This is a genomic window from Legionella sainthelensi (assembly GCF_900637685.1).
In the GTDB taxonomy this organism is placed as follows: domain Bacteria; phylum Pseudomonadota; class Gammaproteobacteria; order Legionellales; family Legionellaceae; genus Legionella; species Legionella sainthelensi.
In genome coordinates this window covers 3208654-3225915 of record NZ_LR134388.1, presented here as the reverse complement: position 1 = coordinate 3225915, position 17262 = coordinate 3208654, and the positions used below count along the sequence as shown (strand labels likewise).

Sequence of the window (17262 nt, the reverse complement as noted above, 5' to 3'; positions counted from 1 at the left end):
TTCAATTCTTGTCAAATTAAGTGGCAATCGATTGGGATTTTATGGTAATCCCTTAAGGTTTGATGCTTGTGTAGATAGCCTGCTCATCCTCAGTTATAATGGTTTTTTATTTTGTTTAAATTGCTATTCCTATGCACCTGAAACAATTGAAATTAGCGGGTTTTAAATCTTTTGTGGATCCCACGGTAGTGCATTTTCCAAGCCAATTAGTAGCAGTTGTGGGGCCTAATGGTTGTGGAAAATCAAATATTATCGATGCCGTGCGTTGGGTTATGGGGGAGAGTTCTGCACGAAATTTGCGTGGTGAGTCGATGACCGATGTTATTTTTAATGGCTCTTCTCATCGTAAGTCTGTAGGCCAAGCTTCTGTGGAGTTGGTATTTGATAACAGCCTAGGACGGTTAACCGGCCCTTTTGCTAGCTATGGTGAAATCGCGGTCAAACGCATAGTTACTCGTGATGGTGATTCTTCCTATTACCTCAACGGGAGTCGCTGTCGTCGCAAAGACATTACTGATATTTTTCTTGGTACTGGAGCTGGCGCTCGTGGTTATTCAATTATTGGACAGGGTACTATTTCTCAACTTATTGAGGCCAGGCCTGAGGATCTAAGAGTATTTCTTGAAGAGGCTGCTGGTGTTTCTAAATATAAAGAGCGTCGACGTGAGACTTTGCAACGTATTGATCATACTCGTGAAAATTTGACTCGAGTAGCTGACATCCGAGAAGAATTAGACAAACAATTACAACGTTTGGAACGGCAAGCCAAAGCAGCGGAGCGTTATCTTATTCTTAAAGATGAAGAGCAATTATGCCGTGCAGAAATTTTGGCACTCAAGTGGCGAGATTTGGTAAGCCAACAAAAAGCAAAACAACATCAATTGCAGGACTTGGCTGTGCAGTATGAACAGCAACAAAGTGCACTTACCAAAGTGAATAAAGAGCGTATTATTTTAAATGAAAAAATTTATGATGTAGATGAACAAACCCAACAGATTCAAGCCAGTTTTTATCAGTTAGGGACTGACATAGCACGTTTGGAAGAAACCATCCAGCAACAAGTGCGTGAGAAGAAGCGTTTAGAACAAGACCAACAGCAAATGCAATCGGATTGGCAGGCTATTGCAGAACAATGGCAAGAAGATAAAGAAGACTTACTTTGTTGCCAACAGAATGCTCAAAATTTAGCAGAAAAACTCGAACAATTAAGCGTTCAATTTAAAGATCAAGATGCTGATTACCAGGAAAACCAAAAACAACAGACACAATTGGAGCTACATTGGCAAGAGGTTCAAACGCATGCCAACACTTTGAAAAGAGAATTTCAAGTGGCACAGGTACAAGCACAGCATTTAGAAGAAAAGTATCAGCAAACGCTTTTAAGACTAGAAAAACTTAAATTAGAGCACGAATCAATTTCTGTAACCGAATTGCAAGAGGCACAAAAAAAATTACAAGAACAACGCATCAAGCTCATTGCAGATCAAAAGTTTGATGAATGCCAATTAAGTCAAAGTCAAGAAAATGCGGAACAATTACGTACTAAATTACAAGAAATTGAGCAGCAGTTACATGAAGTGCAAGATAATTTTCATCGAACGAATACTGAGTACGCTGCATTAACGGCAGCTCAGCGTGCGGCGCGACAAGGCGTGAAAAAAAATAAAAAAGGTATTCATGAGTGGTCTGAAAAACCCAGGTTAATGGATATTTTGCAGGTTGAGAATAAATGGCAAGCTGCTTGTGAGCGCGTATTGAATGAAACATTGCATGCCTATGTTTTAGAAACTTTTGATGAACTATGGCCGCAACGATCAAATTGCGAGCATCAGGGGGAGTGCATTGTTACTTTAAGAAATAGACGCACTAAGTCCGATTCACGCCCAAGCCTTATGGATAAAATTCATGGAGCAATACCTGCAAATGTACCTCCATTAGAACATATTTATACTGCCGAACATTTTGACGAAGCATTAAGTTGGTTGCCAGAGTTAGAGGAATATCAATCGATTATTACTCCAGATGGATTTTGGTTGGGACAGGGTTGGGTAAAATTTGTGAATCCAGAGGAACAAGATGATGCAGGTTTTTTGGTGCGTCAACAAAAGATCGGAGATCTGTCACTGCTGGTTCAAAAGTTACAACAAAAAATAGATGCACTAAGAGCTGAGCGTGATCATACTCATTTACAGTTACAAAAAAGTGTAAAAGATATCGAACTGCAACAACTCAATGTTAATGCCAGTAATGAAGCATTAAGGATAAATAGTTCGGCGCTAAGTAGTAATGAACAAGCCATTTCGCATGCAGAAAAACAAGCAATTACTTTAACTATTGAATGTGAAGAATTGCAGTTTCTTCTAGAAGAAACTGTGGCTGAACGATGTAATATCAAAGAAAAACTCCATTCTTTAGAAGAGCAATGCCGTGAATATGAGCAACGACAAGAAGAGTGTTTACACGAAAAACAAGAATGCTTAAATAGCTTAACATTAAAAAAGAAACAGGTAGAAGAGTCTCGATTTCAACTTCATCACGCAGAACGAGAATATGATAGGGAAAAGAATAAAATACAACAACTTGAAGATCGTATTCAAAGAGAAAAAGAACGTTTGGATATTTTGCAAGAGCGTCTTGAACATATAGCGTTGCTTTGTTTGCAAACCGAAGAACCAGGGGTAGAACTTAAAGGCCAACTGGCACAACAGTTACAAAAGCATAGTGAGGTAGAGTCACAACTAACTTTAAGCAGAGAACAATTGTTGCAGTTGAGAATGGAGCTTGAAGATTGTGAAAAAAATATTTTAAACTGTGATCTTGAGGTCAAACGCATTCAGGAACTCATAGCGCAAGTTCGTATGGAGGAGCAAGCTTTAGCAGTGCGGGCAAGCTCGCTACAAGAATCATTAGATGAATCTGGACTACAAGCTCAAGCCGTATTAGAGAAGATGCCTGAGGGTATAACACAAAGCATCCGTGAAGATGAATTAATTGCTCTTGCAGAAAAAATTAAACGCTTAGGAGCAATTAATCTAGCGGCAATTGAAGAGTTTGCTACTGAGCAGCAGCGTAAAGTATATTTAGATGAACAATATAATGACTTAAGCCAAGCGTTGACAACGTTGGAATCTGCCATTGAAAAAATGGATAAAGAAACTCGATTGCGATTGGAAAATACGTTTGCGGAAGTAAATACTTCATTCAAAGCACTTTTTCCACGTTTGTTTGGTGGAGGAAGAGCGCAGCTTGAATTAACTTGTGATAACCTGTTGGAAGCTGGTATTGTAGTAATGGCACAACCTCCAGGCAAACGCAATAGTACGATTCATTTGTTATCTGGAGGGGAGAAAGCAATGACAGCCGTAGCATTGGTATTTGCTATTTTTCAGTTAAATCCTTCACCATTTTGTATGTTAGATGAAGTAGATGCGCCTTTAGATGATGTAAATGTAGGTCGTTTTTGCACTTTAGTGAAAGAGATGTCACAATTTGTGCAATTTCTCTTTATAACGCACAATAAAGTTACGATGGAGTTGGCAGATCATTTGATTGGGGTAACTATGCGTGAACCTGGGGTATCTCGCTTGGTTGCGGTTGATGTAACACAAGCTTTGGCGATGGAGTAGATGATGCAGGCAAATTGGAGCTTAATTCTTAATGTCCTTTTGTTGATTGGTGTCATTGTAGCAATTTGGCGCTTAATGAAAGCTCGAAAACAGAGCTTAAGTCCAGAACGTTACCAACCCAATCTGGGGGTATCAGAAAAGAGTGCAACTGGTGCGCAGAATTATCATGATGACATTATTGCTGTACGAAAAGTCAATGTAACTTCTGCTCTAGATAATGAAGTAAAAAAAAATGAGGACGTGCAATTTTTTAAAAAGTCTACGGAACATGTTTCATCCCCACGTTTGCTGCCGGATGATGACAACAATGCAGTCAAATTGAAAATTGACTCTAAACCAGAACCAAAAATAGAAATTCAAACGACATCAAAGGATGACGTTCCCTCTACGTTAATGATATTTTTGCTTGCAAAAGAAAATAGGCAATTCGCTGGATATGAGTTGTTACAGACAGTTTTAGCAGTTGGTTTACGCTTTGGTGAAGGACATTTATTCCATCGCCATCAGTTCTCAAATGGCCAGGGACCTGTTTTGTTTAGTTTAGCAGCAGCCACAGCAACAGGGGTTTTTGACTTACAGAATATAGGTGCTTTTAGTGTGCGCGGTTTATGCTTATATATGCACTCATCAAAAAATGCAGGTATTGACAGAGAACGGTTGGCAGTTATGTTAGAAACTGCGAGACAATTAAGTGAAGAGTTAGACGCGCATTTACTTGACGATCGACGTAAGCCTTTAACAGAAGAGCGAATTTCTCGTTATTATCAGGCATTACAAATAAATCCATCTTTTGAATCAGTTGCTGCATCATCTTGACTTATTAAAATACAATGTTGGGCTGCTCTATTCCACACAGCCCAACTGACAGCAATTATCTTGATGTCAATGTTGGAGCTTTTGCTCAATAATTTATACTATTATTTCCCTTGAACTCTAAGCTCAAGTGTTAGTACACTAGAGTTTTAGCCATGCCTTATTATTATGAATCTAAATACAGTTGCTGCATTACTTGCCCAATCATGCCAGATTAATACTGAACTTACTGGCATTTGTATTGATAGTCGGGAACTCAAATCAGGTAGTTTATTTATTGCTATCCGTGGAGAGCGTTTTGATGGCCATGATTTTATTAAAGAAGCTGAGGCTCGCGGTGCGGTAGCTGCGGTAGTGAGCCACAGAGTAAATGGAGTACATATCCCACAGTTTGTTGTTCCTGATCCAATTCAAGCATTGGCTAAGATTGCAGCTGCACATCGACAGAACATACATTGTCCCGTTATTGCGCTCACTGGATCTAATGGGAAAACTACCACAAAAGAAATGATTGCTGCTATTTTACCTTCTCCTTCACATTCCACCAAAGGAAATCTCAACAATCATATTGGTGCTCCCTTAAGTGTTTTTCAACTAAACAGTCAACATCGTTATGCCGTTTTTGAGTTGGGAGCAAATCATCCGGGTGAAATTGCGCATACAGTAGCAATTGTTCATCCTGATGTTACTTTAATTAATAATATTGCTCCAGCACATGTGGAGGGTTTTGGTTCTATAGATGGTGTGGCCCGCGCTAAAGGAGAAATACATCAAGGTTTGTCTTCCGCTGGGACTGCTATAGTCAATGAGGATGACGCTTATGCGCATTTCTGGGATGACTTATTGCTGGATAAAAAAGTACTTCGTTTCTCTATAGAACATCCTGCAGATATTTATGCTCAAGATGTTCAATTGGATGCCCAGGGCTGCGGCCAGTTTTCTTTAATAGTTCCTAATGGACGAGCTGATATTCATTTAAAAGTCCCTGGATTACACAATGTTCGTAATGCCTTAGCTGCTGCTGCTTGTTGTCATGCTATAGGTATCTCTGCCAAAGAGATTCAACAAGGATTAAATCTTTTTGGCGGAGTAAAAGGCCGCTTAACTGTTCTTGCTGGGAAAAATCAATCGACAGTAATTGATGATACTTATAATGCGAATTTACGTTCAGTTTTGGTTGCGTTAGAGGTACTGGCAGAGCATCCTGGGAAAAAATTTTTGTGTTTGGTGACATGGGGGAGCTAGGCGTTTGGGCGACCCAACACCATCAAGAGGTTGGTATTGCAGCCCGTCGTTTAGGGATAGATCAGCTCCTTTGCTGTGGATCTAAAAGTAAATTGGCTGCTGAGGCATTTGGAGTTGGTGGTGAGTATTTTGCTAACCAAGAACAACTTGTACAAAATTTGCTTGAAAAACTATCAGCAGACACTGTAGTTTTGGTTAAAGGTTCTCGTTCTAGTGCCATGGAAAAAATTGTACATCAGCTTGTATAAATTAAATTGTGTTTGACTTCGCTCATCAAGAGACATTCTTGTACGAACGACCTCAGTTTTTAGCGTTTAAAGGGATAAATGTTTCTAGTTGTTGTGGTTTATATTAAAAGTAAATGTGCGCAACAGAAAACTTACAACGCCATGTTGAGGAAAAGATGTAGTTCTTCAGCGGCTTATTGAATGAATTGAATTAGAGGTTCAAGAATTTTTTTACAGAATGCTGAATGGATTGTAGGTTTATGTTATGCTTGGCCACTTTTTGGTCCATTAACCTGATTGGGCAGTATTTAATAAAAGCCCATCATTGGGCGCTAACGAGAGGAACAATTTATGCTTTACTGGCTAACGCAGTTGTTTCAAGGACAATATCATGCGTTACGAGTTTTTCAATATCTAACTTTTAGATCTATTTTGGCTTCTTTAACTGCTCTTATAGTAGGACTAGTATGTGGTCCTATTATGATTCGTTGGTTACGTGGTTTGCAGATAGGTCAGATGGTACGAGATGATGGACCACAATCACATTTATCTAAAGCGGGCACTCCAACTATGGGAGGGGTGTTAATTTTATTAGCAGTTACTGTGAGTTGCTTGCTTTGGGGAGATCTGCAACAACCCAGTTTATGGCTTGTTCTTTTAGTGACTTTAGGAAATGGAGTTGTTGGCTGGGTCGATGATTATCGCAAGTTAGTATTAAAAAACAGTAAGGGTTTACCTGCTCGTTGGAAATATTTTTGGCAATCAGTAGTAGCACTAATCGCTGTAATCTATTTGTATATGCATGCAGCTTTACCTGTACATACACAATTAACTGTTCCTTTTTTTAAATCGTTAACTATAGGGTTAGGTATATTTTTTCCTGTTCTGGGATATTTTGTTATAGTGGGAAGTTCTAATGCGGTAAATTTGACCGATGGATTAGATGGATTAGCGATTATGCCCATAGTTATGGTTGCCGGGGCTTTAGGTATATTTGCGTACGCGTCAAGCAATGCGGTCTATGCACCTTATTTAGGTATACCCTATGTTCCTAATACTGGAGAACTAACTATTTTTTGTTCTTCAATTGTTGGTGCAGGCCTTGGTTTTCTTTGGTATAACAGCTATCCGGCTCAAGTATTTATGGGAGATGTAGGTTCTTTAGCCTTGGGGGCTGCGCTAGGTATAGTTGCTGTAGTGATTCGAGAAGAGTTGGTTTTATTAATGATGGGTGGTTTGTTTGTTATTGAGACAATTTCTGTCATTTTACAAGTAGCATATTTCAAGTACACTCATGGTAAACGATTATTTCGAATGGCACCATTACATCACCATTTTGAATTGAAAGGATGGTCGGAGCCAAAAATAATTGTCAGATTTTGGATTATTACTGTAGTGTTTGTTTTATGCGGATTGGCGACTTTAAAACTTCGATAAAAAGGTGCACTCATGAATCCTCCGTTGTATTTAATTGCAGGTTTGGGTAAAACTGGTTTATCAGTAGCGCGGTATTTACGTAGAAATAATAAACCATTTATTGCTTTTGATACACGTGCTCAAGCTCCGAGTATTGCTGAGTTTATTCGAGAATTTCCAAATGTCTCTCTTTATATCCAAGATATTCCTGATGAAATAATCCCTCAACTTTCAGATATTATTGCAAGTCCAGGTTTGTCTTTAGAGACGCCTTTTTTAAAGAGGGCCATGAATGCCGGTGTAAGAGTCTATGGTGATATAGAGTGTCTGGCACGCGAGATTCATGCGCCAGTCATAGCAATTACTGGGACTAATGGAAAATCAACAGTTACTACTTTAGTAGGAGAAATGGCTAAGGCAGCAGGATATAAAGTTGCTGTCGCTGGAAATATTGGAACACCAGTTCTTGATATGCTTGATGATGAGCATCAATATGATCTTTGGGTTTTGGAATTGTCAAGTTTTCAATTGGATTTAACTTATTCGTTGGAGCCGATTGCCGCTACTATTTTAAACGTGACTCCTGATCATTTGGACAGACATCATACTATGGAGGCCTATATCCAAGCGAAGCAACGAATCTACCATAAAGCACAAGTCGCATTATTTAACCGTGATGATCCCTATACTATTCCTTTGGCTTCTAGCTGTGGTGAAGCAAGCACCACCCAAAAACCCAACACCCTCTCATCCAGTTTTCAAACAGCCTCTCCCCGGAACGAAGGAGAAAATGAGAAAGGCTTTTGGGGAGATGAGGTTAAGCGGATTTCTTTTGGTAAAGATGCTCCTGAAAAAAACAATTGGGGTTTAATTCAGCAAGAGAATAAAATATACTTGGCAAAGGGTCGTACTTGTTTTTTGCCGGTGGAGTCTGTATTAATAAAGGGAGTGCATAATTGGTTTAATGCACTTGCCGCGTGTGCTTTAGCCGATACAGCTGGAATTAGACAGCAACACATTATTGAGGTATTGACTACGTTTACGGGGTTACCTCATCGTTGTCAATGGGTACGAACCCTGGATGGCGTAGATTGGATAAATGATTCAAAAGGGACGAATATTGGTGCAACAATCTCTGCAATTAATGGAATAGGAGGTTCTATGCAAGGAAAGATTGTGCTTATTGCCGGAGGGCAAGGAAAAGGGGCTGATTTTAGGGAACTGACTCAACCGATTGCTGATTTTGTAAGATCAATAATTTTAATTGGCGAAGATGCAGATAAAATAGAGGCTGCCTTGGCGAATGTAGTTCCAATATCACGTGCCTCCTCATTAGATAACGCTGTCGAAGTTGCTAAGTTACAGGCAAAACCGGGTGATGTTGTTTTATTATCTCCTGCATGTGCTAGTTTGGATATGTTTCGAGATTTTAATCATCGAGGCGAGGCTTTTGCTTCTTTAGTAAACGGGTTATAAGTCGATGCGACCAAGACATGTGAATCAGCGGGGTAAACCTGTCAGTAAACCTATTTCGCTTTATGATAAATGGCTGATTAGTGTCGTGATTTGTTTGTTGATCATTGGGCTTATGATGGTTGCCTCAAGTTCAGTCATGATTTCTACTAAATATTTTCATCAACCGTTTCATTTTTTGATCCGTCAAGTGTGTTATTTAGCTGCAGGTTTAGTTGTTGCTTTAATAATTGTTAGAACTGATAGTAGTGTTTGGGAGCGTATTAGCATGCCAATGCTAATAATCTGTTTACTCATGTTACTGATTGTATTGGTTCCCGGAATTGGTCGTTCAGTTAATGGTAGTAGACGGTGGTTGGCATTAGGACCTATAGGAGTTCAAGTTTCTGAATTGGCTAAGCTCACTATGATTTTTTATTTGGCGGGTTATTTAGTTCGTCAGCAAAAAGCGGTGAGTAGTAGTATTTTGGGCTTCATTAAACCTATGGTTATTTTAGGAGTAGTATCACTCTTGCTTCTGATGGAGCCTGATTTTGGAGCTACTGTTGTTATTTCAGGTACAGTGATGGCTATGTTGTTTTTAGCAGGAGTAAAATTACGTTACTATATAGGCTTGATGCTAGTAGTAATGGGAGCATTAGCCTTTTTGGCTGTTTCGTCACCTTATCGAGTTGCTCGTCTGACTGCATTTTTAGATCCTTGGGCAGACCAATATAATAGTGGTTATCAATTGACTCAATCTTTAATTGCATTCGGACGAGGTGGTTGGTTTGGCGCTGGTTTAGGAGAAAGTATTCAAAAATTATTATATCTGCCTGAGGCACATACTGATTTTTTGTTTGCTGTTTTGGCAGAAGAATTAGGTTTGGTAGGTATTTTAATGGTGATGGCTTTATACAGTATTTTAGTGATTAGAGGTTTGACCATTGCCTACAACTCTTATATACAGGAGCGATTATTTGCTTCTTATACAGCTTACGGATTAACCTTTTGGCTGGGTTTACAAGCAGCTATTAATATGGGGGTTAACTCAGGTTTGTTACCTACAAAAGGATTAACTTTACCACTGATGAGTTACGGTGGTGCTAGTATGGTTATCAATTGTGTTGTAATTGCGTTATTATTGCGCATAGATCATGAGAATCGTTGGCAGGCTCTTGGGTTGAGGCCGATATCAACCTAAATATCCATCAGAAAATAGCTATTTGATGGTAAGTTTAGGTCAACATAAGGGGGAATTGTGAGCAATTCGGGACAGTTTATATCTTCACGGATGGGTTGCGTAGAGCAAATACATTTTGTTGGGATTGGTGGTGTTGGTATGTGTGGAATTGCTGAGGTTTTACACAATCAAGGATATCGCATTACAGGTTCAGATTTAGGCGCAGGAAGTACGGTACAAAGATTAAAATCTTTGGGAGTTCCTGTTTATTTAGGACATAAAGCAGAACACATCAAAGGAGCCGATGTTGTTGTTCGTTCTTCAGCTGTGGAGTGGAATAATCCTGAAATAGTAGCAGCACGCGAACAAATGATACCGGTTATCCCACGAGCAGCAATGTTGGCGGAGCTGATGCGCTTTCGACATGGTATCGCTGTGGCGGGGACTCATGGCAAAACAACAACTACAAGCTTAGTAAGTAGCGTTCTTGCTGAAGGAGGATTAGATCCAAGCTTCGTCATTGGGGGAAAACTAAATAGTCTAGGGATTAATGCCCAACTTGGTCAGTCTCCTTACTTTGTTGTTGAAGCTGATGAAAGTGATGCATCCTTTTTATTCTTAAAACCTATGATGGCGATAGTGACTAATATCGACGCAGATCATATGGGAACCTATGAAAACAATTTTGAAAAATTAAGAACTACTTTTCTTGAGTTTTTACATCACTTGCCTTTCTATGGTTTGGCGGTGGTATGTGTTGATGATCCTGAAGTGCGTAAAATTTTGCCACTTATTGAGAGACCTACCTTAACTTATGGATTTGCAGAAGAAGCTCATTACCGTGCGATAGATTGGTCGCAAAACGAACTTATTAGCGAGTTTACAGTCATTCGTCCAAAATCCTATTCACCACTAAAAATTCAATTTCAATATCCAGGCCGCCATAATGTATTAAATGCTTTAGCGTCGATAGCAATTGCTACACAACTAGGTGTTGATGATAATTCTATTATTCGAGCTTTGGAAAAATTTCAGGGTGTGGGTCGCCGTTTTCAAATGCTAGGCGAGAAAAAATTCGAGAAAGGATCTGCTATTGTTGTTGATGATTACGGACATCATCCCCAAGAAATCCTATCAACCATAGATGCATTTCGTCATGTATGGCCAAATAAGCGGTTAGTGCATGTATTTCAACCGCATCGTTATACACGAACTCAAGAGTTACAGGATCAATTTGTTGATGTATTAAGCCTTGCTGACGAGTTGTTTTTGTTTGACATTTACTCTGCAGGGGAGTCTGAAATTCCTGGTGTAAGTAGTGAAGGTCTGGCACAAAAAATAAGAAACAATGACAAAAAAGTTACTTTAGTAGATGAAGAGTCGCTTAAAAAAAGTTTAGATGAGTCGGTCAAAGAGGGTGATGTGATCCTGATGCAAGGAGCAGGAAGTATCGGACAAATCGCGGTGAACTTGATGCAAGAATTATGAGAATTAAATGAGCACAATAGAGAATGATTGCAATCTTCCCGCTAAATTACAAGGCACCTTGCTTTATAATAATTTGTTAGCCCATCGAGCAAATACACAGCTTACAAACGAATATAACTGTGGGTCGGTATTTAGAAATCCTTCAGGCTATTATGCAGCTCGATTGATTGAATCTTGTGGTTTGAAAGGATGCACGATAGGTGGGGCAGCAGTTTCTCAAAAGCATGCCAATTTTATTATCAATCATCAAGGCTCGGCAATTGCGGCTGATATTGCAGGATTGATTCATTTAGTACAATCTAAAGTTCGTGACCAGACAACAATTGAGTTGGTGCGCGAAGTACATATTATTGGAGATTATTAATGTCTAAGCTTATCAACTTAGTCCTGCTTTATGGTGGTAAATCTGGAGAGCATGAAATTTCACTGATTTCAGCTGCATCTGTTTTAGCTCATTTAGATGCTAAAAAATATAATGTTATTCCTATTGCTATGGATAAAGATGGATTGTTGCATCAACATCAATACCAGGATTTATTGGCATGTAAAGAAAAGCTTCCTGTAGTGACTGAAAAATCAAAGCCTGTAGCAGGTTTAATTATCAATGGGCGCTTATCTGTTGATGCTGATATTGTATTTCCTGTAGTCCATGGACCGTTGTATGAAGATGGCTGTTTACAAGGAGTACTTGAGTTATCAGGTGTTGCTTATGTCGGTTGTGATGTGCTTTCTTCAGCCATTGGTATGGACAAAGATATGGCAAGACGTATCGCTTGTGTTAATGGAATAAAATCAGCGAATTATAAGCTTTTGTCGTGGCATACCTCTGCATCTGAAAGACAACGTTTTTGTCAAGAAGTCGCTACAGAATTTGGTTGGCCTTTATTTGTTAAACCTTGTGCCATGGGCTCTAGTGTAGGCATACATAAAGCAAAAAATATGGCTGAGCTCATCAATGCTGTAGAGGATGCCCTACGTTATGACGAAGAAATCTTAGTCGAAGCATTTGTGTCGGGAAGAGAGATTGAAATATCCGTTCTTGAGAGTATCATTCCAGCAGGGAAACCAAGAGTGAGTCTTGCGGGTGAAATTCGAGTAAATCATCCTGATGGTTTTTATTCTTACTCAGCAAAATACTTAGAGAGTGGAAAAACTGATTTAATAATACCTGCTCTTTTAAGTCACACTTTGTATGAACAATTAAAGCAAGCAGCAGCAGATATTTTTCTTCGATTAAAATGTAAGGGTATGGCGCGAGTTGATTTTTTTGTTAATGAAAAAACCGAGACAATTTATTTTAATGAAGTGAATACATTACCAGGATTTACTTCGATTAGTATGTATCCAAAATTATGGCAGGCAAGTGGTTTATCGTATCCTGATTTGCTTGATGAACTGATTCGCATTGCGATGGTGCACCAGAACTGTCGTAGACATTTAGTAACCAATTACCTATGAATGTCATGGATAAAAATAGGAGTGTCGTTTTCGGGAATTTGCGTTATATTTGTTGGTTATTAGTATTAAGTTTGAGTGCGATATTTTTGACCTATCGTTTGGGTTATTATTATATGTCGGATGCAGGGCGTTTTCCAATTACTACGGTTAAAGTCTCTGCAAATTACGAACATGTAACTCATCAGGAATTGGAAAATATATTATCAAGATATTTGATTCATAGTTTTTTTACTTTTCCAGTAAGTTCATTACAGCATGAATTAAATGCGATAGGTTGGGTGGATAGTGCCAGTGTCGAGCGTATTTGGCCTGATACTTTAAAAATAAAACTTGTTGAGAAAAAACCGGTTGCGATTTGGAATAATGCTTTGATGACAGAGGATGGCAGATTATTTAATGAAGATGCTGTCCCTGAAGATCTAAATATCCCTCGCTTAAAAGGTCCTGTATCTCAACAAGTAGACGTCTTACAAGTTTACAAAAAATTGAGTAAGATATTATCAATGTATGATGTGAAGGCTGCTGGACTAAATTTAAGCGAAAACCAATCATGGGTATTGCTTTTAGGTAATGGAATCAAGATATATTTAGGAAAGAAAGAACTTGAAGCGCGATTGCTTCGTTTTTGTAAAGCATATCCTGCGGTATTTGCTGAAAAAATAGAGCAGTTGGCAAGCGTGGACTTGCGTTATCCACGTGGTATGGCAGTGCAGTGGAAACAACAAACGGAACGATAATGGCAAAAAAAATAGAAAAAAATATTATCACTGGATTGGACATCGGAACTTCAAAAGTAATTGCATTAATTGGTGAAGTAACCTCTGATGGTGCAATAGAAATTATCGGAATAGGTCGCCATCCCTCTCGCGGTCTAAAACGCGGTGTTGTTGTGGATATAGAGGCTACTGTAAACTCCATACAACGAGCAGTTCAAGAAGCAGAGCTCATGGCTGGATGCGAAGTGCGGACAGTTTATGCAGGTATCGCAGGAAGTCACATTCGTAGTTTGAATTCACATGGGATTGTGGCTATTCGTGATAAAGAAGTATCGCAGGCTGATGTAGAACGAGTAATTGATGCTGCAAAAGCAGTGGCAATTCCTGCAGATCAAAAAATACTTCATGTTTTACCTCAAGAGTTTATTATTGATCACCAAAACAGTATTCGCGAGCCTATAGGAATGTCTGGAGTGAGGCTCGAGTCGCGGGTGCATATCGTCACTGGTCTTGTAAGTGCTGCACAAAATATAGTCAAGTGTGTGCGGCGATGCGGATTGGAAGTGAATGATATTATCCTTGAGCAATTGGCTTCGAGTCATGCAGTCCTTACTGAAGATGAGAAAGATTTAGGTGTGTGTCTCATTGATATTGGTGGCGGAACGACAGATATAGCCATATTTTCTGAAGGTGCAATTCAACATACCGCAGTAATTCCTATTGCGGGAGACCAAGTCACTAACGATATTGCTATGGCTTTACGTACACCAACTAAAGCAGCTGAAACCATTAAGTTGAATCATGCTTGCGCATTATCTGAATTAGCTAATGCAAACCAAATGTTGGAAGTCACCAGTGTAAATGATAGGCCAGGACGAAAAATTTCAGCCACGGCCCTATCTGATGTGGTTGCTGCACGTTATGAAGAGTTGTTTACTTTGGTTCGCAATGAATTACGACGCAGTGGTTTTGAGGATCGGATGGCAGCAGGTATTGTTCTTACTGGCGGTGCTGCAAATGTACGAGGAGGTATTGAACTTGCAGAACTCTGTTTTGAAATGCCTGTAAGAAAAGGTTTCGCACATTCTGTATCGGGTTTGGCTGAAGCAACCGAAAACCCTTCTTTTGCTACAGGGGTAGGATTATTGTTACATGGTTATCAACAGCAGTATGAATCAAACTACAGCGTACCTGCGATGAATGATAGTACTCGCAGTTTGTGGGCACGTATGAAGGAATGGTTCCAAGGCAATTTTTAGATAACAAAATAGGTTTTAAATTAAATCAGCAGATATTTCATTATAGTCGTTACTGCTGGATTAGATAAAGAATAAACATATGAGGGGAGCGGGGTTATGTTTGAATTAATGGAAAGCCAACATTATACCAATAATGCTGTAATTAAGGTCGTTGGTGTAGGTGGTGGCGGTGGTAATGCCGTTGAACATATGGTCGCAGAGAATATTGATGGCGTTGAATTCATTTGTGCTAATACTGATGCGCAGGCATTAAAAGGGTCTAATGCAAAAATACATATTCAACTAGGTGATGAACTTACTAAAGGTTTGGGTGCAGGCGCAAATCCACAAATCGGTCGAGAAGCGGCAGAAGAAGATAGAGACCTTATCCGTGAAATTTTAAGTGGTGCGGATATGGTGTTCATCACGGCAGGAATGGGCGGAGGCACTGGAACAGGTGCGGCACCTGTCTTTGCAGAAATTGCTAAAGAATTGGGAATATTAACTGTTGCTGTAGTGACCAAACCTTTCTCCTTTGAAGGCAAACAACGCGCATTGGCTGCTGAAGAAGGAATACGCCGTCTCGCAGAGCATGTTGATTCACTGATCACGATACCTAACAACAAATTACTGAGTGTTCTTGGCAAAAATATCAGTCTCCTTAATGCGTTTAAAGCAGCGAACAATGTTTTACTTGGTGCGGTAAAAGGGATATCTGATTTAATTACTCGCCCAGGTTTAATCAATGTGGATTTTGCAGACGTACGTACTGTAATGTCAGAAATGGGTATGGCAATGATGGGTACAGGGAGTGCTGTAGGTGAGCAACGAGCACGCCAAGCAGCCGAAGCGGCTATCGCCTCTCCATTACTGGAGGATGTGAATTTTTCTGGTGCTCGAGGCATCCTTGTCAATATCACTGCAGGCCTTGACATGTCAATTGGTGAGTTCGAGGAAGTAGGTGATGTGGTTAAAGAGTTTATTTCTGATGATGCGACCGTAGTAGTAGGAACGGTAATTGATCCTGAAATGACCGATGAAATGCGTGTTACGGTTATTGTGACAGGTTTAGGTGATACAAGACAACGTCATCAACAAGTACAACCACAACAATCGCATCGTGCTCGTTTACTTGAAACCACACGAAGTGATGGTTCATTAGATTATCAACAATTCGATAGACCCGCTGTAGTTCGCAAACAGGCTCAGGCAAATGTATCTTCCGCGGTAAAGCAAAATAGTGATAATGTTCCTGATGTAGATTATTTAGATATTCCTGCATTTTTGCGTCGCCAAGAAGAGGTATAATTTTGAATTCCTTCTCCAGTTATAGGAGAAGGAAATTTAAGTCTTTGATACAAAAATAATTAGACTAAGTTGTAAAATATTGATAGGATCGCGAAGTTTTGCGCGCAAAGTAAATAAATAAAAAATCTGATATTATGAGGAACAAGGTGAGCACTGAATGACAAAACAAAGAACTCCTAAAAAAGTGATCCAAGCAACAGGGGTAGGATTGCATTCTGGCGAAAAAGTGCTCTTAACCTTGAGACCAGCTCCAGTGAATACAGGTATCGTTTTTAGACGAGTGGATCTTGAACCTGTGGTTGAAATTCCAGCATCTTTTGAGCATGTTGGGGATACAATGTTATGTACCACTTTACATCAAGGCCCAATTAAGATTGCAACTGTTGAGCATTTGCTTTCCGCTTTAGCAGGTTTAGGCATCGATAATGCTTATATTGATGTAAATGGACCAGAACTACCTATTATGGATGGTAGTGCGGCGCCTTTTGTTTTTTTGATTCAATCAGCAGGTATTCGTGAGCAAAGTGCTCCTAAAAAATACATTCGCATCCTGAAGCCAATTCGTGTGGAAGATAATGGAAAATTCGTTCAGTTCTATCCCTACAATGGTTATAAAATTACTTTTACTATAGATTTTGATCATCCAGCTTTTAATGATAAGCCGCAAACAGTGAGTTTTGATTTCTCCGCGACTTCGTATGTTAAAGAAGTATGTCGTGCACGGACTTTTGGGTTCCTCTCTGATTATGAAAAATTAAGGGAATGTGATTTGGCTAAGGGCGGTAGTTTAGATAATGCCATAGTAGTTGATGATTATCGTGTTCTTAATGATGATGGACTTCGATTTGAATCAGAGTTTGTTTCTCATAAAGTTTTGGATGCAATTGGTGATCTGTATTTGTTAGGTTCTAGTCTAATCGGAGCTTTCGAGGGCTATAAATCAGGTCATGAACTAAATAATAGATTATTACGAGAATTGATGGTCAGAAAAGATGCTTGGGAATATACTTATTTTGATACAGAGGAGTATCTTCCTGCACTGCAAGCAGAATTTTATCCTATTGAGGCGTAATAGGGTCGGTTACAAAGGAG

The 17262-nt window shown here is 39.4% G+C and carries 11 protein-coding genes and 2 pseudogenes; all 13 read left to right on the top strand.

Going from position 1 to position 17262, the window contains the following annotated elements; all coding sequences use genetic code 11:
- Positions 1-131: 131 nt before the first annotated feature.
- The 13 genes and pseudogenes from smc (at position 132) to lpxC (ending at position 17242) form a co-directional block, all read left to right on the top strand.
- The gene (smc, locus tag EL220_RS14205) at positions 132-3626 is read left to right on the top strand and encodes a chromosome segregation protein SMC (protein ID WP_027269612.1); all 3495 of its coding nucleotides are present in this window, start codon (positions 132-134) and stop codon (positions 3624-3626) included.
- 3 nt (positions 3627-3629) lie between these two features.
- Positions 3630-4442, top strand: coding sequence for a cell division protein ZipA C-terminal FtsZ-binding domain-containing protein (locus tag EL220_RS14200; RefSeq protein ID WP_027269613.1), 813 nt, complete (start codon positions 3630-3632; stop codon positions 4440-4442).
- A 165-nt stretch (positions 4443-4607) separates the two neighbouring features.
- Positions 4608-5932 (top strand): annotated as a pseudogene (locus tag EL220_RS14195) (UDP-N-acetylmuramoyl-tripeptide--D-alanyl-D-alanine ligase).
- Between the two features lie 330 nt (positions 5933-6262).
- The gene (gene mraY, locus EL220_RS14190; protein WP_027269615.1) at positions 6263-7348 is read left to right on the top strand and encodes a phospho-N-acetylmuramoyl-pentapeptide-transferase; all 1086 of its coding nucleotides are present in this window, start codon (positions 6263-6265) and stop codon (positions 7346-7348) included.
- A 12-nt stretch (positions 7349-7360) separates the two neighbouring features.
- The gene (murD, locus tag EL220_RS14185; protein ID WP_027269616.1) at positions 7361-8803 is read left to right on the top strand and encodes a UDP-N-acetylmuramoyl-L-alanine--D-glutamate ligase; all 1443 of its coding nucleotides are present in this window, start codon (positions 7361-7363) and stop codon (positions 8801-8803) included.
- Positions 8804-8807: 4 nt separating this feature from the next.
- Positions 8808-9983, top strand: coding sequence for a putative lipid II flippase FtsW (gene ftsW, locus EL220_RS14180; RefSeq protein WP_027269617.1), 1176 nt, complete (start codon positions 8808-8810; stop codon positions 9981-9983).
- Between the two features lie 57 nt (positions 9984-10040).
- The gene (gene murC, locus EL220_RS14175) at positions 10041-11450 is read left to right on the top strand and encodes a UDP-N-acetylmuramate--L-alanine ligase (protein ID WP_027269618.1); all 1410 of its coding nucleotides are present in this window, start codon (positions 10041-10043) and stop codon (positions 11448-11450) included.
- A 61-nt stretch (positions 11451-11511) separates the two neighbouring features.
- Positions 11512-11814, top strand: a pseudogene (locus EL220_RS14170) (UDP-N-acetylmuramate dehydrogenase); the annotation flags it as partial.
- The gene (locus tag EL220_RS14165) at positions 11814-12908 is read left to right on the top strand and encodes a D-alanine--D-alanine ligase family protein (protein ID WP_027269620.1); all 1095 of its coding nucleotides are present in this window, start codon (positions 11814-11816) and stop codon (positions 12906-12908) included. The pseudogene EL220_RS14170 and the gene EL220_RS14165, both read left to right, overlap by 1 nt.
- Before the next feature lie 5 nt (positions 12909-12913).
- Positions 12914-13645 (top strand): cell division protein FtsQ/DivIB, encoded by a 732-nt coding sequence (locus tag EL220_RS14160; protein ID WP_027269621.1) that lies wholly within the window; start codon positions 12914-12916, stop codon positions 13643-13645.
- Positions 13645-14883 carry a cell division protein FtsA gene (gene ftsA / locus EL220_RS14155; RefSeq protein ID WP_027269622.1) on the top strand — a complete coding sequence of 413 codons (1239 nt, stop codon included), beginning with the start codon at positions 13645-13647 and terminating at the stop codon, positions 14881-14883. The genes EL220_RS14160 and ftsA overlap by 1 nt, the downstream gene beginning before the upstream one ends.
- Before the next feature lie 96 nt (positions 14884-14979).
- Positions 14980-16170 (top strand): cell division protein FtsZ, encoded by a 1191-nt coding sequence (gene ftsZ / locus EL220_RS14150; RefSeq protein ID WP_027269623.1) that lies wholly within the window; start codon positions 14980-14982, stop codon positions 16168-16170.
- Positions 16171-16327: 157 nt separating this feature from the next.
- Positions 16328-17242: a UDP-3-O-acyl-N-acetylglucosamine deacetylase gene (lpxC, locus tag EL220_RS14145; protein WP_027269624.1), complete on the top strand. Its 915-nt coding sequence runs from the start codon at positions 16328-16330 to the stop codon at positions 17240-17242.
- Positions 17243-17262: the final 20 nt, after the last annotated feature.